A 24,242-nucleotide genomic window follows, 5' to 3' on the forward strand; every position below is an offset into this window, starting at 1 on the left:
GGTACACCGCACGAAAGGGAACACCCCATGACGAGAACCCGTCGTCGCGTCCTGCTGCTGGGCGCCGCGGCCCTGTCGGTGGCACTCACCGCCACCGCCTGCAGCTCCTCCGGCACCGAGGACTCGGGCAGCCCCAAGCCTGCGTCCAACTCCGACATCCAGGCCGCCCTGAACGCCGGCGGCGAGATCACGGTCTGGGCCTGGGACCCGACGCTGAAGGAGGTCGTCAGCGATTTCGAGGCCAAGTACCCCAAGGTCAAGGTCAAGCTGGTCAACGCCGGTACCAACGACGACCAGTACACCGCGCTGCAGAACGCGGTCAAGGCCGGATCGGGTGTCCCTGACGTCGCCATGATCGAGTACTACGCCTTGTCGCAGTTCTCGCTCGCCAAGTCCCTCACCGACCTCAGTGCCCTGGGTGCGGACAAGCTCAAGGGCACCTTCTCCGCCGGCCCGTGGAGCGCCGTCCACGCCGGCACCGAGGATATCTACGCCCTGCCGTTGGACTCCGGCCCGATGGCCCTGTTCTACAACAAGGAGGTCTTCGACAAGCACAAGATCGAGGTGCCGGCCACCTGGGAGGAGTACATCGCCGCGGCCAAGAAGCTGCACAAGGCGGACCCCGAGGCGTATCTCGCCGCCGACACCGGCGACGCCGGCTTCACCACCAGCATGATCTGGCAGGCCGGCGGAAGGCCGTACACCGTGAACGGCACCCAGGTCGGTGTGAACTTCGACGACGCCGGGACCAAGGAGTTCACCACCGCCTGGCAGCAGCTCATCAGCGACAAGCTGCTCGCCCCGGTCACCCCCTGGAGCGATGCGTGGTACAAGGGCCTCGGCGACGGCACGATAGCCTCCCTCGTCACCGGCGCGTGGATGCCCGCGCCCCTCGCATCGGGCGTCAAGTCCGGCGCCGGCAAGTGGCGTGTGGCACCCATGCCGCAGTGGAAGAGCGGGCAGGAGGCCACCGCCGAGAACGGCGGCAGCTCGCTGGCCGTCATGGAGGCAAGCACCAAGAAGAAGCTCGCCTACGCCTTCCTCAAGTACGCCACCGTCGACGAGGGCGCGCAGACCCGCGTCGACGCCGGGACGTTCCCCTCCACCACCAAGCAGCTGAAGTCCCCGGACTTCCTCAATAAGAAGGACCCGTACTTCGGCGGCCAGAAGATCAACGAGGTGCTCGCCGAGTCGGCCGACAACGTCCTCATCGGATGGTCGTACCTGCCCTTCCAGGTCTACGCCAACAGCATCTTCAACGACACCGTCGGCAAGGCCTACGTCAGCGACACCACCCTGCAGGACGGCCTCGAAGCCTGGCAGGACGCCTCCCGCGAGTACGGCCAGGAACAAGGCTTCACCGTCGAGTAACACGCCCCCGGCCCGTGGCCCGCCCGCCTGTTGGCGGGACAGCAGGACCGTCCAACGGCACTTCTTCGCACCTCCACCCTGAGGGCATGAGGCCGCACGACCGGCCGCCAACGGCCGCCGCTGACGACGACCTCAGCGACCCGCCCCCACCATCGCCCCGTCGGCCACCTGACAGGCCGGCGGGGTCCCACCCCGGGCTCACCGAGCCACACGCGGCCTCCCTCCCCCATGCCCTGAGCCGCCCCTACCCGAAGGAGCAACCCGGATGCGCAGACGCTCGCCCGGCATCCTGCCCAGGCCACCGCCCGCGCGGATTCGGGCACCGGTGGTCGTGATCACCGCGGTCGGCCGCGCAGCCGCCAACAGCATCCCGTGCCGCCGTCCCGAGCAAGGACATCAGCGGGCGGTGACAACGCCGTAGCGGCCCCATCCGCAGTGGCCCGTTCTCCACAACAAAGGCCGTGCCCGCCAGCCCAAAGTGAGCACGTCAACTCGGCCGACCCCACGTTCCCCGGCCGCCCGGCGCCCATCACCACCTCGCGCCGTGCCCTCTCCGGAACACACCCAGGCGACACCACCGCATCACAACCGCCCACCGCGGCAGATCGCTTCGTGGCGCCCAAGGCGGCAACGACCGCCTGCACAGAGCCGCATGCAGAAAAGGAACACGACATGCCCAATTCCCCACGCACCCGACCCAGTCCTCACTCAGCCGCACTCCCCCCCGCCCGTACCCGCTTCCTCCGCCGCGCGCTGGCCTGCCTCGCGGCCGCACTGATCGCCGCGCCGATCACCATGCTGTCCACCGCGTCGCCGGCGGCTGCGGAAACCAACCCGACGGACGCCAGCAAGTTCCAGGGCGTGAACTGGGCCAGGCCGGGGGACAACTTCGTCCACGGCGCCGTCGTCCCCGAGGGGTTGGACAGCTCCGACAGCTACGACACCGTCAAGGCCAAGGCCAACTCCATCCTCAGCGGGTTCCAGAGCACGCTCGGCGCCAACACCGTCCGGCTGCCGATCAACACCCACTCCGTCCCCGGCACGACGTGGGGCGACAAGTACACCGGCGCCATCGACGCCGCAACCGCCAAGGGCTTCAAGGTCATCCTCTCCTACTGGGAGGGGGACGAGGCGGCCGGGGGCGGCAGGATCACCAATATGGCCGCCTTCAACTCGATGTGGGACGCGGTCATCGGTAAGTACGGCTCCAACAGCCTGGTCTACTTCGAGCCGATGAACGAGCCCAACGGCTACAGCGCCACCGACTGGGCGAACGTCGCCGCCACCTGGATCACCGACCGCCCCTCGGTCCCCAAGAACCGGATCATCGTGAGCGGACCCGGCTCGAACGACTACGTCACGACCGTGTGCGCCGACTCCCGCCTCGACGGGACCTACCTCTCGCTCCACCACTACGCCTTCGGTAAGCCGGCGATGACCTACAGCGAATGGGTCACCGACTTCAAGAGCAAGGTCGGCACCTGCGGCACGCGTACCATCCTGGACGAGTTCGGCGCGCCGATGGACACAGGTCTCAACTACAACGACGCGACGAGCACCGACAACTTCGTGCGGTACCTGCGTGCCGACACCGACACCGCCCGTTCCCTCGGCATGGGCGCGGTCTACTGGCCGGCCCTCGGCGGTAAGCACAGCAACCGGCCCGACCACGACTGGTACTCCCTGTTCGACCTCGAGGGCAGCGGCACCAACCTGGTGCTGGGCGTTCGCAACATCAGCGGCATCGACCGCCTGAAGCACGCCTGGGGCAGCGACCCCGGCTCGCACACGAGCATCCTGCGCAACGTCGGCAGCAACGGCTGCCTCGACGTCCCCCTCGGCCAAGACGACGACCAGGTCCAGGTCTACGCCCCGTGCTGGGGCGGCGACAACCAGCAGTGGACCCGGACGCCCTCCGGGCAGATCACCGTCTACGACGGCGACAAGTGCCTGGACGCCTACCGCGAAGGCACCACCGACGCCACCGTGGTCGGCACCTATGACTGCAACGGGCAGGACAACCAGAAGTGGATGTTCTACTCCGACGGCACGATCCGGGGAGTGCAGTCCGGTCTTTGCCTGGACATGGACGGGGACACCTCCAAGGTCCAGCTCTGGTCCTGCTGGGGCGGCAACAACCAGAAGTGGCAGACCAGCTGAGAGGCCACCCCCCGCCTGACACACCCACAGGCCGGTCGCGGACTCAAGAGCCCGCGACCGGCCTCATCCCCGGCGCTCCCCCTCCGGGCCCGAGCAGCGGACCGGTCCATCCACGGTCCCATCGGCACTCCGAACGTCTTTCCACCACGAAGCGAGGAAAGCTGTGCCCCTTGACGACCTGACCGCATTCCACTCCGGCTTTGCCTGGGGAGCGGCCACCTCCGCCTACCAGATCGAAGGCGCGGTCGCCGAAGACGGCCGAGCACCATCCATCTGGGACACCTTCTGCAAGCAGCCCGGCACCATCGCCGGCGGGGACACCGGCGACATCGCCTGCGACCACTACCGCCGGTGGCCCGACGACGTGGCGTTGATGAAGGCCCTCGGCCTCAACGCCTACCGATTCTCCATCGCCTGGCCCCGCGTCATGCCGGACGGGGACAGCCGCGTGAACCCGGCAGGGCTGGCCTTCTACGACCAACTGGTCGACGCACTGCTGGAAGCGGGCCTTGCTCCTCATGCCACCATCTACCACTGGGACCTGCCGCAGGCCCTCGAGGACCGCGGTGGCTGGCCCGCCCGCGACACCGCCCTGCGATTCGCCGACTACGCCACCGTTGTCGCCGACAGGCTCGGTGACCGGGTCACCAACTGGGCGACGCTGAACGAGCCGTACTGCTCCGCATGGCTCGGCCACCTCCAGGGGGTCATGGCGCCGGGCCGCACCGACCTGACCGCCGCCGTGCGCGCCTCACACCACCTGCTGCTCGCCCACGGGCTCGGCATCGAGGCCCTCCGGTCCACCGCCTCACAAGCGCGGGTCGGCATCGTCAACATCCTCACGCAGTCCGAGCCTGCGAGCGACCGGCCCGAGGACATCGCCGCCGCCCGCCGCGACGACGGGCACAACAACCGCTGGTGGCTCGATCCCATCCACGGCCACGGTTACCCGGCCGACATGGTCGAGGTGTACGGGACCGAACCACCCGCCAAACCCGGTGACCTGGAGGTGATCGCCGCGCCGCTGGACTGGCTCGGCGTCAACTACTACAAGCGGTCAGTCACCGTCGACGATCCGCAGGGGCCCGCACCGTTCGCCCGTCCCGTCACACCGCCGGGCACACCCCGCACCGGGATGGACTGGGAGATCCACCCGGATCGGCTGGAACACCTGCTCGTCCGGATCAGCGAGGACTACGCACCGCGATCGGTCCTCGTCACCGAAAACGGCTCCGCTTTCCCCGACCGTGTAGCGCCCGACGGCAGCGTCCACGACGTCGAGCGCATCGCCTTCCTGGAGTCCCACCTGGCAGCCTGCGCGCGGGCTGCCCGCCGCGGCGTCCCGCTCGACGGCTACTTCGCCTGGTCCCTGCTGGACAACTTCGAATGGGCCTACGGCTACTCCCAGCGGTTCGGCATCGTCCACGTCGACTACGAGACCCAGACACGCACCATCAAGGACAGCGGCCACCGCTACGCCGAGATCATCCGCGCACACGGGCGCACCACACAATACGCAGCTTCCGTCGCGATTCCCACCCCCGAGAAGAGAACCTCGGAGGAGCGGCGCAGTAACTGAAGACCCTCGTCACCAGGGGACTGTCTGACGCTTACATGTCCCGGGCCGACAGGACGCGGCGAAGCGGTGCATGGATGCCGCCGAGGCCGAGGCTCTTGGTAGCTGTTGTTTTTTCGATCTTGAGAAAGCCCGTCGGGCGGGAGTCCCGATTGGGTGGTCGCGGGATGCTTGGCGCATACGGGTGGGGCCTCCTGAACAGCTCGTTGGTATCGAATCACCGAGCAGCAGGAGGCCCTGATGCAGCAGTCTTCCGTGCCGATGGCCGGGCGGTCCAGCTCGGTCACCTGGGGGTGTGACTGTCTGGCTCACCGGTTCGGAAACGCCGCCGACAACGGGTCCCGGCAGCCGCGTTTTCCGACGGACATGACGGACCGGGAGTGGACGGCTGTCCGGCCGTTGCTGCCGGTGCCGGGCTGGCTGCGCGGTCGCGGCGGCCGGCCGAAGGCGTACTGCCACCGGGCCGTACTTGATGCGATCCGCTACCTGGTGGACAACGGCATCAAGTGGCGGGCGATGCCTGCTGACTTCCCGCCGTGGGACCGGGTGTACGCATTCTTCCGCCGCTGGCGCGACCACGGTCTGGTCAGGGAGTTCCACGACCGGCTGCGCGCCAGGGCCCGCCTGATGGTGGGCCGCGACGCGGAGCCGAGCGCAGGCGTGATCGATTCGCAGGCGGTCAAGGCGGACGCGGTGGTCGGGGCGGACAGTCGGGGCTTCGACGGCGGCAAGCTGGTCAACGGCCGCAAACGGCACGTCGTGGTCGACACGCTCGGTCTGCTGCTGGGGGTGATGGTCACCGCCGCGGACACCGGCGACCGCACCGCCGCCCGCGTGCTGCTGAAAGCGGATATCGGCGACCTGGCCCTGGAGAAACGAACTGGCCACGGCCTTCCATCGCCTCGCCGCACTGCCCCGCCCCGCCGGCTGACCGGCAAACCCTGACCGCCCACGACCCGAAGGACCCTGGGGAACCCGACCACCGCGCCGGGCCTCCGCCATGTCCGAACACCGAAATCGCGTCGGCCACCCGACAGTTACCCCGCAACGACGCCTCATCGCCGCAACCGAAACGGCGAGGCTAAGGGCCCGCCGACCCCGAAGAGCCGGACCCTCGCTGACCTGCATGTTTGTCAAATCAGCGACGTGGCGCTAAGTCACCCGTTACACCCTGAAGCGGAACTCCACCACGTTCGCGACCACACCTTCCACGAGGACACCCTCGAAGATCCGCACCCGCACCTGCCCCGCGTCATGGCCGGCCTCTGAAGGTCCTGACGAACCCGGACATGAGATCACTCCTCAAAGACCCTGCACACGCCTGGCGCCTCTGTGTTCGATAGCAGGGCGCCGTGCCGTAGGGCGTTCTGCCTGATCGACGGCATATGTTTTCACGGGCAGTTCGCTGTGTGTAATGGGTGTGTAATGGACCGTAGTGAAGCATGAGAAACGCCAGGTCAGGCGCAAGAACGCGAGAGGCGCAACTGTCCCCGGCGTACAGGCCGACTCGTCCGCCTTCACGGCTCTGACCTGGGTGTTTACCTGGATCAGGGCCGTTTTCCACACCAAGATGCGTAACGTCTCTACCTGCGGTTTCCCGGGAGTTCCCGCGCGGTTGTGTAATGGATGTGTAACGCGATCTTGGTGCCGGAGCAGAGGTGGAACGAGCGGGGAGCCCGAGCCTTTCGGGCCGACGCTCGGGGCATCGACGAGCGGCTACTCGCGCACGAACGCCCACACCCAGGGCAAACAAGGCGATCGTCATACCCCGTGAAGGTCACCGAGCCCGGTGAGCTGCTGCCGACCGTACGCAGTCAGGACCCCGGAGCCGCCCTACTACGGCGCGCTTTCGCGGATGGGCCTCCGGCAACGGCGGCTCGGACAACCGCGAGGTGCTGCAGTTTCACGGGCACTCCGGCCCGCTCCCGCTCGGCCTCGTAGCCCATCCCGGGAGCGGTGCCCGCGTGGACGAGTCCGGTGGCGTCGACCGCCTCCGGACTTGACGACCTTGACCGCGACCTTGTGTGCCTGGTCCGTCAAGGTCACACCGGCTGCCGGGGCATCGGTTGCGCTCAGTAGAGGGAGTCGAGCGTGTACGCACCCGCCTCGCCTGCCCGGCGGGCACCGTGGGTGATGACGCGTCGCTTGGCGAAGTCGCGCTTACGCGCCGACGCCGAATCGGTCGGTCATGTCGGCGGAAGCAGCCCTCTCCCAGGGGAGGCACATCAGGACTTGTGATGGTCAGTGAGGGGTGGTGAACTCAGAGTGATCATTCGCACATGGACGTCGGGGGTGCTAGCGTTGACAGGTAGAGTGACCGGTCTACCTACTTGCAGGGGTGGCCGGTAAGTCATCCCACTCGGCCACCTTTCCGGAACGGCTGCCGTGGGTCGCCGGTGCACATCGGCGTGTGATCAGGGGATTCCATGAAGTCTGTCCGAGTCCGGGCCTGGCCGGGCGACTGCGCGGAGCCGGTGCTCCGCCCGGTCGCGCACGGGTCAGCCTCCGGACCGAATCAGCCGGACGGCGTCCAGCAGCGTCCTGTGGGCGGTCGTCGAGTCGTCCAGGTAGCCGGCTGCCATCGCGCCGTCGTACAGCATCAGCAGCGCACCGGCGGCCGACTCCGGGTCGGTGTGGCCAAGGCGGGTGAGCAGGCCCTGGAAGAGGTCGCGGATCCAGTCCCGGTGCGCCGTTACCAGGATGCGGACCGGGTGGTCTGCGTCCGGGTACTCGGCGGCCGCGTTCAGGAAGGGCGATCCGCGAAAGCCGCGCTCGCGCGCGTGCTCGGCGATGGCCTCGAAGATCAGGTCGATCGCCTCGGCGGGCGGGTGCCCGGCGGCCAGCGGTTCGGCCACCTCTTTGTAGTAGGCGTCCTTGGTCAGCAGATAGGCCACGACCAGGTCGTCCTTGGCGGCAAAGTGCCGGTAGAAGGTCACCTTCGTCACCGCGGCCTCGGAGATCAGCCGTTCCACACCGACCGCACGGACGCCCTCGTAGTAGAAGAGCCGCGACGCGGCCTGCACCAGGCGCTCGCGGGGTGGAAGACCTGCGTCCGACCGGAACCCCTGGCGCGTCGTGTCGGTCGTCTGCTGCCTGCTGATGCCCACCTCCCCATTGTGCCTTTGACTCGGTACTGCACCGACAGGGGCGTTTCTACCCCCGTACGCCGCACGACGTGGCTGTACTCCCTCACCACCATCGAAAGGCTTGAACATCATGACTCGTCGTCTTGAAGGAACCGTCGCCCTGGTCACCGGGGCATCCAGCGGCATCGGCCACGCCACCGCCCTGGAGCTGGCCCGCGAAGGCGCCTCCGTGGCCCTCGTCGGCCGCCGCGAGGACCGGCTCGCGGCCCTCGCCGCGGAGATCTCCGATGCCGGCGGCAAGGCCCTGGCCGTGCCCGCCGACGTCACCGACGCGACCGCCGCCGCGGCAGCGGTCGAGCGGACCGTCGAGGGCCTGGGCCGTCTGGATGCCGTGGTCAACAACGCCGGCCTCATGCTGCTCGGGCCCGTCCCCGGTGCGGACCCGAACGAATGGCGCCGCATGATCGACATCAACCTCATGGGCCTGATGTACACCTCCCACGCGGCCATCCCCCACCTGGTGAAGGCCGCCGCCGACGGGCCGCGCCAGGTCGCCGACATCGTCAACGTCGGCTCACTCTCCGGGCGCAACGCCTACGCCATGCAGGCGGCGTACTGCGCCACCAAGTTCGGTGTCGGCGCGTTCAGCGAAGCGCTGCGCCAGGAAGTGGCACGCCAGCACGTCCGTGTGTCCGTGGTCGAGCCGGGCAGCGTCGACACCGAACTGCGCAGCCACAACTCGGACGCCGTACAGCAGCAACTCGCCGCCGTCATAGGAGGCATCGAGCGGCTGCAGAGCCAGGACGTCGCCGAAAGCATCGGCTTCATCCTCACCCGCCCCCGGCATGTGGCCGTCGCCGAGGTACTGGTTCGCCCCACCGAACAGGTCTGACCATCAAACCCGAGGCCAACACCCGGGACAGCTTCGTGATGACGAGGGCGTTCCTCCTGGTCATAGCGTGGCCATGGCCGGCCTGGCGCTCCGCCGCTGGCCCCTCCCCCGCTACCAGCATCGATGACAGCAGTCACGGTGAGGCCGCCTCGACCTCCCTTTGAGCTGGAACATCTCGGGTCACTGCGCAGGAAAGGACCGCGATCTGATGGATCAGGAACGCATCATCGACGACACGCTGCTGGAGCAGCTCGGCACAGGCAAGCACGTGCTGATCACCAGCTACCGCAAGAACGGCACCCCCGTCGCCACCCCCGTGTGGGTGGTGCGCGACGGCGACACGCTGGGCGTGCGGACCCCCGCCGACTCCTGGAAGGTCAAGCGGATCCGGGCACGCGGCGACATCCTCATCGGCCCCTGCGACCTGCGCAGCAACCCGACGGGCGGCCAGGGGCCACCGCCGAGATCGTCGACGAGGCGACCGGCGCCCGCTACCGCAAGCTGATCGCCCGCAAGTACGGCATCCTCGGCCGCCTCATGATCCTCAACAGCCGACTGAGCCGCGGAGGGGACAGGACGCTGGGCATCCGCGTGCGCCTTGCTCCGTAGCAGGTCACGGGCCACCGCACCGCAAAGGGCCAGTGCACCACGGAGGCCACTGGACGCCACGAGGAAGCGGGGCTGGCGAGCTTCGAGGAGAACGACGCTGCCATGCCCTCCACAGTGAGGGCTGCGCCCACGCATGCGTGGGCAATCGGTCGGCGGTGCCCGCGGGAGTGCGGGGTCGGGGAACCGTGAGCCCCAGGCCGAGTCTCTGGTCTATGTCCAGACGCAACGTGCTCTTGAGCGCCGCGTGGGCCGTCGCCTGATCCCACATATGAGGTGCGGCAAAGCAGCTGGCGGCTCGCGTCGACAGCGCGTGTCAACGGCCTTTTCGATCTCCCCATCGTGTGAAGTCCCACGGGATATTGGACACTTCTGTCCCGGCTGATGCTGGACAGGTCCCACGGCATCGTTGACGGTCTCGGCACATCCTTGACTCCTGTGGCGTTGGTGATGATGTGACAGGAGTGAAGAGTGATTCGGAGCCGGCGGACGACCGGCGATGGATGGCTGAGCATCGGTACCGCGCGGTGCTCCAGGTACTAGAAGGGGCCCCAGTTGCCGAGGTGGCCCGCCGCTTCGGTGTGTCCCGGCAGTCGGTGTACACCTGGGTCGCCCGGTACCACGCCGGAGGGCTGGGCGGGCTGGTCGACCAGTCGCGCCGCCCGCACCTCTCGCCGCACCAGGTGCCCGGCGAGGTCGAGGCCCTGGTCTGCGAGCTGCGCCGGTCGTATCCGCGTTGGGGAGCCCGCCGGATCGTTCACGAGCTGGGCCGCCGGGGCCTGGTGCCGGTGCCGGGCCGCTCCACGGTGCACCGGATACTGGCCCGGAATGGTCTGATCAACCACCAGGAGCAACACCACCGCCGGGTCTACCGGCGCTGGCAACGCGACGCCCCGATGCAGCTGTGGCAGATGGACATCATGAGCGGGGTGTTCCTGGCCAGCGGCCGGGAGTGCAAACTCGTCACTGGCATCGACGACCACTCCCGGTTCATCGTGATCGCCAAGGTCGTCGCCGAGCCGTCCGGCCGCGCAGTGTGCACCGCCTTCGCCGAGGCCATGTCCACCTACGGGGTGCCTTCGGAGGTGCTGACCGACAACGGCAAGCAGTTCACCGGCCGCTACACCAAGCCGTTCCCGGCCGAGGTGCTCTTCGAGCGGATCTGCCGGGAGAACGGCATCACCGCCCGGCTGACCAAGCCCCGTTCCCCGACCACGACGGGGAAGATCGAGAGGTTCCATAAGTCCCTGCGGCGCGAACTCCTCGATCACGTCGGGCCGTTCGCGGACCAGCCAACCGCCCAGGCCGCCATCGATGCCTGGGTCCACGGCTACAACCACAGCCGGCCGCACCAGGCGCTGAAGATGGCCACCCCGGCCTCCGCCTTCCGTCCCGCACCCGCGGAGGACACGTCGCTCGCACAACGGCGGGAGGTCCACGTGCCCGAGCCGGAAGAGGCGGCGACGCCCACGGTGACCGAACTGCTGGCGCCGCAGCTTCCCGCGGCGCTGCCCTCGCCGCAGTTGCCCGTGGACGAGTCGTACATCCGGGCCGTGGAGTTCGAGGCGCTGATCTCGCCGATCGGCCGCCTGTGCCTGCCCAACAACCAACAGCTGAAGTTCTCCGCTGCCCTGGGCGGACGCACCGCCACCGTCTGGGCTGACGAGCGCAGCGTCCACGTCTTCATCGACGGTGAACTTGCCCGGACACGCGTCTCCACGTTCACCGCGACCGACCTGAAGACCCTGGTGCAACGCGGTGGGCGCATCGCCGGACCGCAGCCGGCCGCACCCGCCCTGCCCGACGAGTCGAAACCGCCGTCCGTCGTCGAAGTCGACCGACTGGTCGCCCGGGACGGTGAAGTCGGCCTCGGCGGCCAGAAAGTGAAGATCGCACACCACATGGCCGGACAACACGTCACCCTGCGCTTCGACGGGCAGCTGATGCACGTGATCGCCGACGGCCGCGTGGTCAAGACGATGCCCGCACCCATCCCACCCGAACAGCGGGCCCGACTCAGCGGGGCCCGCAGCCCTCGCACCAAGGTCGTCCCGCCCACAGCCCAGGCCCTCCGGGCGCAGAGGAAGGTGCCATCCGATGGACGCATCACGGTCGGCGGCCAGCGCCTGCGAATCGGACGCGCGCATGCCGGGAAGACCGTGACCGTCTTCATCGAAGACACCGTCTTCCGCGTCCTGGACGGCGACGTCGAGCTGTCCACCCACCCCCGATCCGGCGACAAGCCGATCAAGCAGTTCAAGGCGATCGTGCACACGAAGAAGTAGCGAGCTGTCCAGCATCTACCGGTAACGTCCAGCATCTCGTGGAACCGAAGTGTCCAAGATCTCGCGGGACCTCACACCGTCAAGCGCGCCGCAGGCGCATCCGGGCGTGCGGCCTCGGGGCAGGACGCCGGTGTCCCGCAGACCGGCCAGGAACCTGCGTCGAAGCTGTCACCTACGCCGACGGTGTCCACGGGGTCAACCGGGGTACCAGGCGCGATCAGGATCCGACCGTCACGCCAGGCGTCTGCTCCCTCGCGGCAGGCCGGGCAGCCGCGCGGCCAGTCATGGCTGGAGGACGTAGGAGGCGGCGTGCACGTGCCGCGCTGCGGGCAGCTCCACCGGGTCGAAGGACGCCAGACAGCCCGCGGCGGTGAGGATGGCGGTGTCCGCCGGGTCCGCCGAAGCTCACGGCCTTGACGGCCGAAGCGGCTGCGACGACGAGCTCCACGACGTTCAGCACGTGCCGGTTGACCGCCGCGAGGTGTACTGGCAGGCGCCGACATGGCACGGGTGGATGCCGAGGCGGTTCAGGGTGGCTCGGCATCCACCATCGGATCGGCATGAGTCGGCCGAGCGCGTCGCCCCGGTACGTGAAACGAAGCGAGGGCGTGTCGTAGTAGTTGGCGGTGATGCCGATGACCGGGGAGTGCGGGTTGCCCTCGCCTGCGTTCCACCAGTCGTTCAGGCCGAGCAGATAGAGGTGGTCGCCCTTGACGGCGAACGCGACCTGCCCGTCGCCCTTGGTGAAGTAGGTGAACCGCGCGGTTGAGTCGTCGGAGGTGCACGTGCGCGACTGTCGGACCGGGGCTCCGTCTTTGGCGGCGCCGGAGTGGGTTGACTCTGGGTGAGCACTGGTCCAGATCCGTGACGTCGAGCACATGGTCTTCGTCAAGATGGGGACGGGAATCGGATCCGGGCTCACACGGAGCACTGGCTGCATCGCGGCTCCCAGGGGGGCCGCGGGTGACATCGGGCATGTCAGGGTTGCGGGCGCCGGGGACGACGTGCTCTGCCCGTGCGGCAACAGCGGCTGCCTCGAAGCCGTGGCCGGTGGCGCCGCGCTCGCGGCCCGACTTCGCGCGCAGGGGGTCGAGGCGAGCACGGCCTGGGATGTCATCGGCCATGTCAGGGCCGGGGAACCGGCGGCCATCTCCCTGGTCCGGCAGGCCGGGCGTGATGTCGGTGATGTCCTCGCTACGTTGGTCAGCTTCTTCAATCCCCGTGTCATCGTCATCGGAGGCGAACTCGCCGTGCCGGCGAGCATCTGCTGGCCGGCGTCCGCGAGCGCGTCTACAGCCGCTCGCTGCCGCCGGCCACCGCCGATCTCCAGATCCGTGTCTCGCGGCTGGGCGAGCAGGTCGGTGTCATCGGTGCGGCGGTCCTGGTCATCAACGAGACCCTGACGCCGGATGCGGTAGACCGCTCGCTGGCCTGACGCGCCCCGGCGCACGCGGTGCCCGGCAGCGGCGACCGGCGGCGACCGGGAAGCCCGGACGCCACCGGCTCGGCACGGTCAGAGGCCCAGGAGCACCCACGTCTGGTTGGCGCCGCCCCAGCAGGTCCACCTTCGTACCCGGCGCGGTTCCCGCCGTACCCGGCGCGGTTCCCGCTTCCGCGACGTCCACGCACTTCCCGGAGTGCGGGTTCACCAGTTCTGCGACGCGGTCCCCTGGCTGTGGCCGAGGTGGTGATGAGGGTGCCCGGGCAGCACCCATGCGGCCTGCTGCCGCTGGGCGCCAGGCATCGGCGCGGGGATGGAGCGGGGCACCCGCGTGGTCGAGGTTGCGGAAGTGCCGCGGTGCGGAGTGGGGCTGGCCCCAAGAGCGGGCGTATGCGGTCGTCAGGGGGTGCATACGGGCCAAGGCACTGTCCGGAGTGAGGCGGGGTGCGCGGTCTCGTTGGACTACAGTACCCGTGGCCGGACCGTTTGGCTGGGGGATCTTGCGGCCTGGCGACCGGGTGGCTGGGTTGTCAGTGCGCCGGGGTGGTGCAGCAGGTCGGTTACGGCTGGCTGAGTGTTCCGTTCGGCTGCGGACCCAGGATCCGGCTGCCTCTCCCGTCGTGGCTGTCCACGGGTGGCTGGGGTCGGGCCCTGTTGGTGTCCGCAGCCGGACCGCGGTCACACACCCATCGGGTACGCAGGTCAGTTAACGGTGATCGTGTCGAGGTCGGGTGCCCAGCCGGTGTCGTTCCAGAACTCGATCTTGTTGGGTCCGGCGTTGAGGTTCACGTTGAGAGTCCTGGTGACGAAGGTGGTCCATGAACCGCTGGAGGGGAGGGAGACGGTGACCGGCGTTCCGCCGTTGATGCGGTAGGTGAGGTTCCGGTCCTCTGTGGAGGCGTAGCGGAGTGTGAGCGTGCGGGCGCCTGCGGACGGTGCGTACAGCTGCGAGTAGACAGCCCTGTTGGCGTGGCCTTGTCCGAGCCATCCGACCAGCCGGCCACCGGAGGCGCTGGACACCGATGAGGAGCGCGCGCTGCCGTAGAGGGCGGAATCGTCGAGTTCGACGGTGTAGGGCAGGGTCGGGATCTTCTGGTACGCGCGCCAGTAGTCGATCTCGAACTGCTTGGGGTAGGGGATGGTGGGGTCGAAGGGGCCGGTCCAGCCGCCGTGCCGCTTCTCGTACAGGCCGAGCAGCGTGAGCATCGGGTAGTCCGGGCTCTTGTTGATGGTCTTGACGGGCCTGCCGTCGAAGTACAAGGTCATGCTCGTCGGCGTCCAGTCGAAGCCGTAGACATGGAACCCCTGCGTAGTGTCCGCGCCGACGTCGACGTTGTAGGTCTCACCCGGCTGCGGGTCGCCCCACGGAATCCAGTTGTACTTGGTGACGTTCGGCTCAAGGCCTTTGACCTCGAAGATGTCGATCTCGCCACTTTGCTTGGTCGAACCGCCGTTGACCTGGTCTTGCTGGGCGCCGATCATCCACCATGCCGAGTGGATGCCGCCGCCGATCTGGGTCTTGGCGCGGATCTCGAAGTAGCCGTACTTCTGGATGTGCTGGAGCCGGGTTTCCTCGTGGTGGTCGATGGAGGTGTATCCGGCCCAGTTGTGCAGCCAGTCCTTCTCGGCGGTCTGAATACCGGAGACCACCGTCTCTTGGTCCTTCTCTGGGTCCCATGGGACGCTGTCGGGCTGGACCTTCAGCTTGATCGAGCCGTTGTTGATGTCGTACTTGGCCGAGGAGTCGACATCGGTCCAGTGCGGCAGGTACTTGCTGTTCCACAGGTCCGGAGTGACCTGGACGTTGTCCACGTTGAACTCGTCGTTGGCGGTCAGGAAGTATCCCGGCTTGCCGATCGGGTTCGGGGGTGTGTCCGCCGCGTGGCTGGGCTGCGCGGGGGCGAGAACGGCCACGCTCGCGCCGAGAGCGGCGACGGCGGACAGAACGGTGGGTTTGTTGGGGCGCGAATACTTCATCGGCTCCTCCTTGAAGCGGTGGGTGCGGGTTGCGATGGATGAGATTCGGCGACGGGTTCGAGTGGATGAGGCGGCGTGGGCGTGGTGTGGGTGCACGCGAGCCGTCAGTCCGGCTGGGTGCTGCGCGGCCATGGACGACGCCGGGGACCTGTCTGCGTCTTAGCGGAGAAGGCTGTTGACGTCGGTATTGACGTCGGAAAGCGCGGTCTTGGCGTCGGCCTTGCCGAGCATGACGCTCTCGTAGGCGGCGAGGACTTGCGCGTCGATCTTCTCGGCGCCGTCGGTGATCGGGTAGAGGAAGGTGCCGTCGGGGCCGCGGGCGGTGTCGGCGAAGGCGCTGACGTCACGGCCGGCGGCCTTGTGTGCCGCGAGGGCCTTGTCGGCCGAGCTGGTGATGGCCGGGAACACCACGGCTTCCTTCGCGATGAGGTCCTGGCACTGGGCGGAGGCAAGGAACTTGACCCACTGCCACGCCTGGTCCTTGTGCTTGGTGCCTGTGTAGATACTGTCGGCGAGGCCGTTGATCATGGACTTGCGGCCCTGCGGTCCCTCGGGGAGCGGCGCGAAGGCGAACTTCTGCGCCGTGGAGTCGGCGAAGGTGCGGATCGTCCAGGAGCCGGTGGTCACCATAGCGGCCTTGCCGGCGTCCATCATCGATGTCACACCGAGCTTGCCGGCCTGGTCATAGGGGGGCATGTAGCCCTTCTTGATGAGCCCTGCGTACCACTCGAGGGTCTCGGCCAGCCGGGGGTCGTCGTAGTTGTACTTCGAGCCGAACGGATTCTTGTCGGTGAATACGAAGCCGTTGCTGGCGGCGAAGCTGCTCCACTGGGTCTGGCCGTAGGCCCCGCCACCGGTCTCCAGGGCCAGGCCGTACCGGGCGACTTTGCTCTTGTCGAAGTCCGGGTCGAGCCCGTTGCGTCCGCGGGAGTCGACAGTGAGCTTGGCGACGGTCTTCTCGAACTCACCGCCGTCGTCCGGGTTCCACGTCCAGGTGTTCAGGGTGGCCGGGTCGATGCCGGCTTCCTGGACGAACGTGGTGTTGTAGGCGACGGCGACGGTGTCCCAGTCCTTGGGCAGCCCGTAGCGTTTGCCCTCCCGCACCCACAACTCTGCCAGGCCCTTTTGGTAGATGGACAGGTCCAGCTTGTCGGCTGAGATGTCGTCCTGTAGATCGAGCACCTGATTGTTGCGGGCGAGTTCCGGATAGCGTGACACATGGTTGGTGAAGACATCGGGCGCGGTGCCGGCGGCCAGCTCGGCAGTCAGGTCCGTCCAGTACTGGTCCCACGCCGTCTGCGTGATCTCGATGGTGAAGTCCGGGTTGTTCGCCTCGAACGCGTCGGCACATTTCTGGTAGCCCGCCGCCTGCTTGTCATCCCACAGAGCGTACTTCAGCGTGACCTTTCCGTCCCCCTCGCTGCCGCTGCCGCACCCGGCGATGACGAGGGCACTCACGGCTGTTGGTATGGCAATGAAAACGCGAGGTGAGCGTTTCATAGTTCCTCCTGAGGAATTGGGCTACTTGATTCCGCTGAAGCGTATGGAGTCGACCAGCCTGCGGCCGAAGACGATGAGCAGCAGCAGCGCGGGGATGAAGGCCAGGGTGGCTCCCGCCATCAGCCCGGACCAGTCCGGCGTGGCGTTGGGGGTCTGCTGCTGGAAGACCGCCAGCGCGGCGGTGAGCACGCGGACCTCTTCGTCCTTACCGACCAGCAGGGGCCACAGGAACTCGTTCCAGGTCTGGACGGCGGTGACGATCGCCAGTGTGAGGAGCGGTCCCCGGTTCATCGGCAGGACGATGCTCCAGAACATCCGCCACCGGCTCGCGCCGTCCAGGGTGGCGGCCTCCTCGATCTCATGCGGCATGCTGAGGAAGAACTGCCGCAGGAAGAAGACCGCGAACGGCGTCATGAAGAAGTAGGGCGCCACCAGTCCCCAGAAGGTGTTGATGCCGCCGAGGCTCTTGATGAGCACGAAGTTGGGCAGGATCAGGAAGATCGGCGGAATCATCAGCGTGCTGAGGTACAGGTAGAACAGTGCGTCGCGGCCACGGAAGCGCAGCCGGGCGAACGCATAGGCCGCCATCGCACTGAAGAGCACCTGACCGATGACCACGACGATGACGAACAACAGGGAGTTGCGCAGGTAGAGCCCGAAGTTCAACTGGGCTGCGGTACCGCCGGCGGTGGTGGCTTCCTCCGCAGTCGTAAGGCCCAGGACCCGGGCGAAGTTGACCAGCGTCGGGTCGTCGGGCAACGGCGTGTAGCTGCCGTCGAACAGGCTCTTGTTGCTGCTCAGCGCTGTGCGCAGCATCCACCAGAAGGGGAACAGCGTGATGGCGAGTGCGAAGAGCAGCGCGATCCACGCCGTGGCGCGGCCCAATTGTAGTGTTTTCATGACGCCGTTCTTCCTAAGCGAGATCCGAGGAGGAGGCGCGTAGCAGCCGCATCTGGAGCAGAGTGAGCGCCACGAGGATGCCGATGAGGACGACGGCCATCGCGGAGGCGTAGCCGAATTCGAACTGGGTGAACGCCTTCTCGTAGATGTAGTAGTAGATGACCCTGGTGGAGTTCACCGGACCGCCCTCGGTGGTCACCGCCACCGTGTCGAAGATTTGGAACGATCCGATCAGAGAGATCACCAGCACCATCGCCAGGACCGGACGCAGCAGCGGAAGCGTGATCGATCGGAACATCCGCATCTCGCTGGCGCCGTCCATCTTGGCGGCCTCGTAGAGGTTCTTGGGTATGAGTTGCATGCCGGCGAACAGCAGCAACGCCGCATAGCCCGCGTGGCGCCAGGTATTCACGGCCGCGATCGTGGCTATGCCCTCGTCGGGACTGAAGAAGAAGCCGTGCCTGGCCATCTCCATCTGCTCGAGTACGTGATTGGCGAAGCCGAGGTTGGCGTCCAGCAGCCACATCCACAGCAGCGCCACGGTCACGTTGGGCACCAGCCAGGGCATCAGCAGCATCGTGCGGATCATGACTGACCGGGTCAGCCGTTCGAGCACGACGGCGAGCCCCAGCGCCAGAACCGTCTGCGAGCCGACATTGATCAGCACGTAGACGCCGGTGACCTTGAGCGCATTCCAGAACACCGCGTCATCAAGGAGTGCGCTGTAGTTGCCCAGGCCCACGAACTCCGGATCGGACAGCAGGTTGTAGTCGGTGAAGCTGAACCACACACCCCGTGCGGTGGGCAGCAGATAGAAGACGACGAAGCCGACGAGGCTGGGCAGCAGGAAGAGCAGCGCGACGCGGCCGTGGCCGCGCCGACGTGGCGGCCTCGGCCGCGGCGCGGTGTGCGCGCCGGCACCGGCGCGCACCGCCGTGGTCGCGCTCATCGGTTCTCCTCGGCGATCTCCACGTCGAGGCCGACCTCGCGGCAGCTTTCCACCACCTGCTTGTTCGCGGAGGCGCCCGTGATCAGCAGGTCGGCTTCCTCGAACTGGCAGATGGGCGCCAGCTCCACCCGCCCCACCTTCGACCCGTCTGCCACGAAGATCCTTCGGGCGGCGGAGCGGATCATGACCTGCTTCAGTTCCGCCTCGGGAAGGTTGATGTTCGTGAAGCCGTGCGCGGGATGCGCCCCGTTGCAGCCCAGGAGGGCCGTGTCGGCGTTGATGCTCGCCAGCATGCCCGTGCCGAGCGGGTTGACCAGGGAGTGCTGCAGCGGACGCAGCGTCCCTCCGGTGACGATGATCGTGAACCGGGGGATCGCCCGCTCCAACTCCATGGCGATCGACAGGCCGTTGGTGAACACCACGACATCACGCAGGTCGGCGCGTTCGACAAGCGCCCGGGCCACGGCCATCGTCGTCGTTCCCGCGTCGAGGATCACGCTCTCTCCGGGGCTGATCATCTGCGCGGCGAGACGACCGATGCATGCTTTCTCCGCCCCGGCGGCGGTCGTGGCGTCCTCGAACGACGACTCGATCAGCCCACCTGCCCTGCTCGCCGACAGGCCGCCGGCGCGATGCGTAGCCAACGCTCCCCCGCGCACTCGCCGCAATCGCCCCTGCTTCTCCAACACATCGAGATCAGCGCGCGCCGTCACGCGGGAGATGCCGAACGTCTCCGCCAGATCACCGACGTGGACAAACCCACGCTCTTCGACCGTGGCGGCGATGCGCTCACGGCGTTCGTCGGCTGGTACTCCTTCAAGGTCCGTCACCATGGCGAGATATTGCGGAAACCTTCCGTAGCTTGTCAATAGAAAACTCAAAGCCAGGCAAGGTCGCACTATTCGTCCATGAATACCCGATTTGCACCTGCGGGCTCATCCCTTGCCATCATCAGAAGTTTCTGTTTGATCGCTGTTGACAAGGGATGGGTAGCCCACCAACGTTGGACGCCGACCCCAACAACGGAAGGGCAACACAGGTGGGCACACCTCTTGGAGCAACGGTGACCCTGCGCGTGGCCGACGGCGAACGCTGGTGGGGTGGAGCAGCCGCGGACGGCTATCAGATGCCCTTCACCGACGGCTACCGCGCCGACCTGCGCGACACGGGCGGCAACCAGGGAATGCCCGTGCTGCTGTCCAGCCACGGCCGATACGTCTGGTCGGAGCGGCCCTTCGCATTCGAGCTGACCGACGCCTCGCTCGTCATACGGACCGATCCGGCCGCAGGCGTGGTCATCGACGAAGGCCACGCGAACCTGGCGGGCGTGTACCGGCTCCTGGCCGAGGAACGGTTCCCGCCGGACGGCCGCGTGCCCGACCCGCTGCTGTTCACCGCCCCCCAGTACAACCTGTGGATCGAGACACTGTTCGCCCCCACGCAAGAAGGCGTCCTGCGCTACGCCCAGGCCGTCCTCGACCACGGCTTCCCGCCCGGTGTGCTGATGATCGACGATCGATGGCACGAGGACTACGGGACGTGGACCTTCCACAGCGGACGGTTCCCCGACCCGGCGGCGATGCTGGCCGAGCTGCACCGTATGGGCTTCAAGGTCATGGTCTGGCTGGTCCCGTACATCACCCCGGACTCCGAGGTCTTCAGGGAACTGCGCGACGCCGGTCTACTGATCCGCGACGGACGGGGCAAGATCGCCATCGGCGAATGGTGGAACGGCTACGGCGCCGCGCTCGACCTGCTCAACCCCGAGGCCCTGCACTGGCTGTCGCAAAGGCTCCGAGACCTGCGCCGACTCGGCGTCGACGGATACAAGTTCGACGGCGGCGAACCGCCGTTGTACGCATCGCTCGGCTGCCCTGACCCGCACGCCTACACCATCGCCTGGAACAGGTTCGGAGCCGCCTACCCCCTCAACGAGTTCAGGGACGCATGGCTGGCCGCGGGACTGCCCCTGGCCCAGCGCCAACGCGACAAGCACCACGCCTGGACCGGACGAGACGGACTGTCCAGTCTCATTCCGAACGCGCTCGCCCAGTCCCTGACCGGACACGCCTACACCTGCCCCGACATGATCGGCGGCGGCGAGTACACCTCGTTCACCAACGCCGACTTCGACGCCGAACTGTTCGTCCGCTATGCGCAGGCTTCGGCCCTGTTTCCCATGGTGCAGTTCTCCGCCGCCCCCTGGCGGATCCTGCCCGCCGGCCACCTGAGCCTCTGCCTGGAGGCCGCCAAGCTGCACGAGCGCCTCGGCCAGGAAATCCTCGCCCTGGCCAAGGAGTCGGCCCGCACCGGCGACCCGATCATGCGTCCGCTCGAATTCGACCACCCCGGACACGGCTACGCATCCATCACCGACCAGTTCCTCCTCGGCCCCGACATCCTCGTAGCTCCCGTACTGGTCAAGGGAGCGACCACACGCACCGTCGACATCCCACCCGGCACCTGGCGCGCCGACGACGGGCTCGAGTTCACCGGACCGACCACGGTGGAGATGGACGCCCCAATGGCACGACTGCCCTGGTTCCGCCGCATGGGGACGCCGTGAGAAACACTGGCGCACATGCCCGGACATGGCCGGGGCTTGCTGTCCTGGGCACGCTCTCCTGGACCACCGTCACCAACGACCCCGAGACGACAAGGACCGCCGGACTCCTGTGGCCGGCCGCCAGCGGCCATCAGCCCCGATATCCCAAGATCAGCCGCTAGGCTGACAATCCCTATCCAGCCAGCGTGCGGAGAACGACGGATGACGACAGGTGACGAGCCGTCAGGTCATCCAGCCAAAATCCAGCCACGGGACGCGCACGGGGGCGGCCCGAATCCGGGCCACCCCCGGCTGACCTGGTGGTTTGCTAATTCGCCAGATCCACGGTACTGCGTGGCCTATACATTGAACCGAACACCGGGTGCACAGTTTTGACCTGCGGAAACACCGGAAGGCCAGGCCGTATCCAGCCAGGATCCAGCCGCCGGAAACGGTGGGTTCGTGCCCCTGTTCACGCTGGAGCCACGGGCAGAGTGCACTCGACCGTGGGGGTGCCCGGCCCTAGGTCGTGTCCGCAATGTGGTTGGTGCGTTGGTTTGTTTGTGGTGCGTCGTCATGAGCTGACTGATCAGGCGTGGGCGGTGATCGAGCCGTTGCTGGCTCCTTCGCGGATGGGCCGTCCGGTGCGGGACCGCCGTCAGGTGGTCAACGGGATCTTGTTGGAAACTGTCCACCGGGGCGGCCTGGCGGGATCTGCCTGAACGCTACGGTCCGTGGAAAACGGTCTACGAACGCTTCCGGCGCTGGTCGGCCGACGGCACCTGGGACCGATTGCTGGCCCATGTCCAGCAGCGCTGTGATGCCGCCGGACCGGTCGACTGGAGTGTGGTGTGCGTGGACTCCACCACCGTGCGGGCTCATCAGCATGCGGCGGGGGCCCGAAAAAGGGGCAGTGCTGGCCGGGTGTGGCGATCGGCCGGTCCCGCGGCGGGCTGACCACGAAGATCCACCTGGCCTGCGACGGGCAGGGCCGGCCCCTGGCCTTCACCCTCATCGCCGGCAACGTGAACGACTGCACCCAGTTCGAGCAGGTCATGGCCCGCATCCGCATCCGGCGGCGCGGGCCGGGACGGCCCCGGACCCGGCCCGCACGCGTCGTGGCGGACAAGGGCTATTCCTCCGCGAAGATCCGCACCTACCTGCGCAGACGCGGCATCAAGGCCGCAATCCCGGAACGGATCGACCAGATCAACGGCCGCCTCCGACGCGGCGAAAGCCCCTGCCGACTCGACCGCACCGCCTACAGACACGGCAGCTGTAGTTCCGGTGCCTGTGCTGGTCAGCGAGCTGCAGGGGGCGGGTGCGGGCATGTGCACGGCCACCGTGATCATGAACGTTTGTGAGGGCGTATCAAGAGACGGTGGCCGTGGAGGTCACGATAGCCGGGCAGGCGTGGGCGGAGGCGTTCGGGGCGGCGATGGGTGCGATCGGCGGCTGCTTCGCGCGGCGTGAAGCACGCAAGACTGCCCAGGAGCTGACCGCCGGGTTGCTGCTGGAGTTGGACACCCGCAACTGCTGGACCCTGGCGGAGGCGCTCGGGCATCCGGGCCCGCATCGGCTGCAGCACCTGCTCTCCCGTGCCTGCTTCGACCACGACCAGGCGCGCGAGCAGGTCGCGAGGATGCTCATCGATCACCTCGCCGAAGAGGACGTGGTGCTGGTGGTGGACGAGACCGGGGACGTGAAGTCCTCGACCGGCTGCGTGGGCGCAGGTCGGCAGTACTCCGGCGCCCTGCGCGGGGTGGGTCTGTGTCAGGTCGCGGTGCACCTGGCGGTGGTCACGCCGACGACGCGGGTGATCATCGATCGGGCTCTGTACCTCCCGGCCGACTGGGCCGCCGACGGCGAACGGCGCGAGGCCGCCGGCGTCCCCGATGAAGTCGCCTTCGCCACCAAACCGCAACAGGCCGCACGGATGGTGGCCGACGCCTTGGCCGCCGGGGTGCGCGCTCGCTGGTTCGCCGCCGACGAGGTCTACTGCGGTCGTGAACTGCGCCTGGAGATCCGTCGGCTGGGGCTGGGCTATGCCGTCGGCGTTCCGGCCACCTACCCGGTGACCGACGGCGCCGGGCGCCGCTGGCAAGCACGTCAGCTGCTCAACAAGGTCCGCCCCGAACAGTGGATGCGCCGCCCGACCGGCGACGGCGCCAAGGGCCGACGCGAGTACGACTGGGCCTGGCTGGACATCCGCCCCGACGACACCCCCGACGAAACCGGGCAGCCGGACGGCACGAACGTGCTGGTCGCCCGCCGCCACCGCTACACCGGCGAGATCTCCTGCTACCGCTGCCACACCCCCAGCCCGGTCACCCTCGCCACCCTCGTGGAGATCATCTGCCGCCGCTGGAAGATCGAGGAGACCTTCCAGCTCGCGAAGGGCTTCACCGGCCTCGACCAGGGACAGGTCACCTGCTGGAACTCCTGGATGCGCTGGTCGCTGTTCTCCCTGATCGCCGCCGCCATCCTCACCTTGACGCTGCACACCACGATGCCCCGCACCCCCGCCGGCCGGCCACCACGACTCGTCCCGCTGACCTGCCCTGAACTCGTGCGCCTTCTACGCGCCTTCGTCCTGCCACCACCGGCTCACCACCACGAGCACACCCTCCGCTGGACCGCCTGGCGCCGACGCCACCAGGCCACCGCCCAAGCCTGCCACCAGCAACGACACCACCGTCACGACCAACCAAGATCGGAACTACAGCTGCAGTGTTAGGGTCTGTGGGGAGTCGCGATCAAGGTGTCGGTTGGAGGCTGTGAAGCCAGATGACGGTGCCGCGGAGGTGGAGGGCGACGAGGTAGCTGTCCGGCGTCTTGTCGTACCGGGCGGCGATCCCGCGCCACGCTTTGAGCTTGTTGATCAGGCGTTCGACGGTGTTGCGGTCCTTGTACAGGTCCGCATCGTGGGTGACCGGCCGTCCGCCGCGCCGTCC

The 24,242-nt window shown here is 67.7% G+C and carries 16 protein-coding genes and 3 pseudogenes; 11 read left to right on the plus strand and 8 right to left on the minus strand.

The features are described 5' to 3' along the window. Positions 1 to 27 precede the first annotated feature (27 nt). From T328_RS10820 to T328_RS10835, 4 genes are all read left to right on the plus strand, one after another. The gene (locus T328_RS10820; RefSeq protein WP_496495726.1) at positions 28 to 1,371 is read left to right on the plus strand and encodes an ABC transporter substrate-binding protein; all 1,344 of its coding nucleotides are present in this window, start codon (positions 28 to 30) and stop codon (positions 1,369 to 1,371) included. 672 nt (positions 1,372 to 2,043) lie between these two features. Continuing rightward, complete coding sequence (locus T328_RS10825; RefSeq protein ID WP_496495727.1) at positions 2,044 to 3,531, plus strand: ricin-type beta-trefoil lectin domain protein; 1,488 nt, start codon at positions 2,044 to 2,046, stop codon at positions 3,529 to 3,531. Between the two features lie 163 nt (positions 3,532 to 3,694). Further along, complete coding sequence (locus T328_RS10830) at positions 3,695 to 5,110, plus strand: GH1 family beta-glucosidase (RefSeq protein ID WP_496495728.1); 1,416 nt, start codon at positions 3,695 to 3,697, stop codon at positions 5,108 to 5,110. A 258-nt stretch (positions 5,111 to 5,368) separates the two neighbouring features. Then, on the plus strand, positions 5,369 to 6,052 hold the full coding sequence (locus tag T328_RS10835) for an IS5 family transposase (RefSeq protein ID WP_496495762.1): 684 nt from the start codon (positions 5,369 to 5,371) through the stop codon (positions 6,050 to 6,052). Between the two features lie 1,553 nt (positions 6,053 to 7,605). Here T328_RS10835 and T328_RS10840 read toward each other — a convergent pair. Then, on the minus strand, positions 7,606 to 8,214 hold the full coding sequence (locus T328_RS10840) for a TetR/AcrR family transcriptional regulator (RefSeq protein WP_496495729.1): 609 nt from the start codon (positions 8,212 to 8,214) through the stop codon (positions 7,606 to 7,608). Between the two features lie 109 nt (positions 8,215 to 8,323). Here T328_RS10840 and T328_RS10845 point away from each other — a divergent pair, with 109 nt between their 5' ends. From T328_RS10845 to T328_RS10855, 3 genes and pseudogenes are all read left to right on the plus strand, one after another. Beyond that, a complete protein-coding gene (locus T328_RS10845; protein WP_496495730.1) occupies positions 8,324 to 9,085 on the plus strand; it encodes an SDR family NAD(P)-dependent oxidoreductase in 762 nt (253 codons plus the stop codon). 226 nt (positions 9,086 to 9,311) lie between these two features. Beyond that, positions 9,312 to 9,694 (plus strand): annotated as a pseudogene (locus tag T328_RS10850) (PPOX class F420-dependent oxidoreductase). 500 nt (positions 9,695 to 10,194) lie between these two features. Continuing rightward, complete coding sequence (locus T328_RS10855) at positions 10,195 to 11,976, plus strand: IS481 family transposase (RefSeq protein ID WP_496495731.1); 1,782 nt, start codon at positions 10,195 to 10,197, stop codon at positions 11,974 to 11,976. Between the two features lie 217 nt (positions 11,977 to 12,193). On the opposite strand, the gene T328_RS10860 is transcribed toward T328_RS10855, so the two are convergent. Beyond that, positions 12,194 to 12,868 carry a hypothetical protein gene (locus T328_RS10860; RefSeq protein ID WP_496495732.1) on the minus strand — a complete coding sequence of 225 codons (675 nt, stop codon included), beginning with the start codon at positions 12,866 to 12,868 and terminating at the stop codon, positions 12,194 to 12,196. 1 nt (position 12,869) lies between these two features. Between T328_RS10860 and T328_RS10865 the strand changes: the two genes are divergently transcribed. Next, the gene (locus T328_RS10865) at positions 12,870 to 13,379 is read left to right on the plus strand and encodes an ROK family protein (RefSeq protein ID WP_496495763.1); all 510 of its coding nucleotides are present in this window, start codon (positions 12,870 to 12,872) and stop codon (positions 13,377 to 13,379) included. A gap of 740 nt (positions 13,380 to 14,119) precedes the next feature. On the opposite strand, the gene T328_RS10870 is transcribed toward T328_RS10865, so the two are convergent. From T328_RS10870 to T328_RS10890, 5 genes are all read right to left on the minus strand, one after another. Beyond that, complete coding sequence (locus T328_RS10870; protein WP_496495733.1) at positions 14,120 to 15,394, minus strand: family 16 glycosylhydrolase; 1,275 nt, start codon at positions 15,392 to 15,394, stop codon at positions 14,120 to 14,122. A 159-nt stretch (positions 15,395 to 15,553) separates the two neighbouring features. Further along, positions 15,554 to 16,852, minus strand: a complete 1,299-nt coding sequence (locus tag T328_RS10875; protein WP_496495734.1) for an ABC transporter substrate-binding protein — start codon at positions 16,850 to 16,852, stop codon at positions 15,554 to 15,556. Between the two features lie 63 nt (positions 16,853 to 16,915). Beyond that, positions 16,916 to 17,794 carry a carbohydrate ABC transporter permease gene (locus T328_RS10880; protein ID WP_496495735.1) on the minus strand — a complete coding sequence of 293 codons (879 nt, stop codon included), beginning with the start codon at positions 17,792 to 17,794 and terminating at the stop codon, positions 16,916 to 16,918. 13 nt (positions 17,795 to 17,807) lie between these two features. After that, positions 17,808 to 18,743, minus strand: coding sequence for a carbohydrate ABC transporter permease (locus T328_RS10885; protein WP_496495736.1), 936 nt, complete (start codon positions 18,741 to 18,743; stop codon positions 17,808 to 17,810). Further along, on the minus strand, positions 18,740 to 19,576 hold the full coding sequence (locus tag T328_RS10890) for a DeoR/GlpR family DNA-binding transcription regulator (RefSeq protein ID WP_496495737.1): 837 nt from the start codon (positions 19,574 to 19,576) through the stop codon (positions 18,740 to 18,742). The genes T328_RS10885 and T328_RS10890 overlap by 4 nt, the downstream gene beginning before the upstream one ends. A 230-nt stretch (positions 19,577 to 19,806) precedes the next feature. Here T328_RS10890 and T328_RS10895 point away from each other — a divergent pair, with 230 nt between their 5' ends. From T328_RS10895 to T328_RS10905, 3 genes and pseudogenes are all read left to right on the plus strand, one after another. Then, positions 19,807 to 21,309, plus strand: a complete 1,503-nt coding sequence (locus tag T328_RS10895; RefSeq protein ID WP_496495738.1) for a glycoside hydrolase family 31 protein — start codon at positions 19,807 to 19,809, stop codon at positions 21,307 to 21,309. Between the two features lie 491 nt (positions 21,310 to 21,800). Then, positions 21,801 to 22,556, plus strand: a pseudogene (locus T328_RS10900) (IS5 family transposase); the annotation flags it as partial. 92 nt (positions 22,557 to 22,648) lie between these two features. Next, positions 22,649 to 24,025 (plus strand): IS701 family transposase, encoded by a 1,377-nt coding sequence (locus T328_RS10905; protein WP_496495739.1) that lies wholly within the window; start codon positions 22,649 to 22,651, stop codon positions 24,023 to 24,025. Positions 24,026 to 24,044: 19 nt separating this feature from the next. On the opposite strand, the pseudogene T328_RS10910 reads toward T328_RS10905, so the two are convergent. Then, a pseudogene (locus tag T328_RS10910) lies at positions 24,045 to 24,242 on the minus strand (IS5/IS1182 family transposase); the annotation flags it as partial.

Source organism: Streptomyces sp. CNX435 (assembly GCF_059570575.1).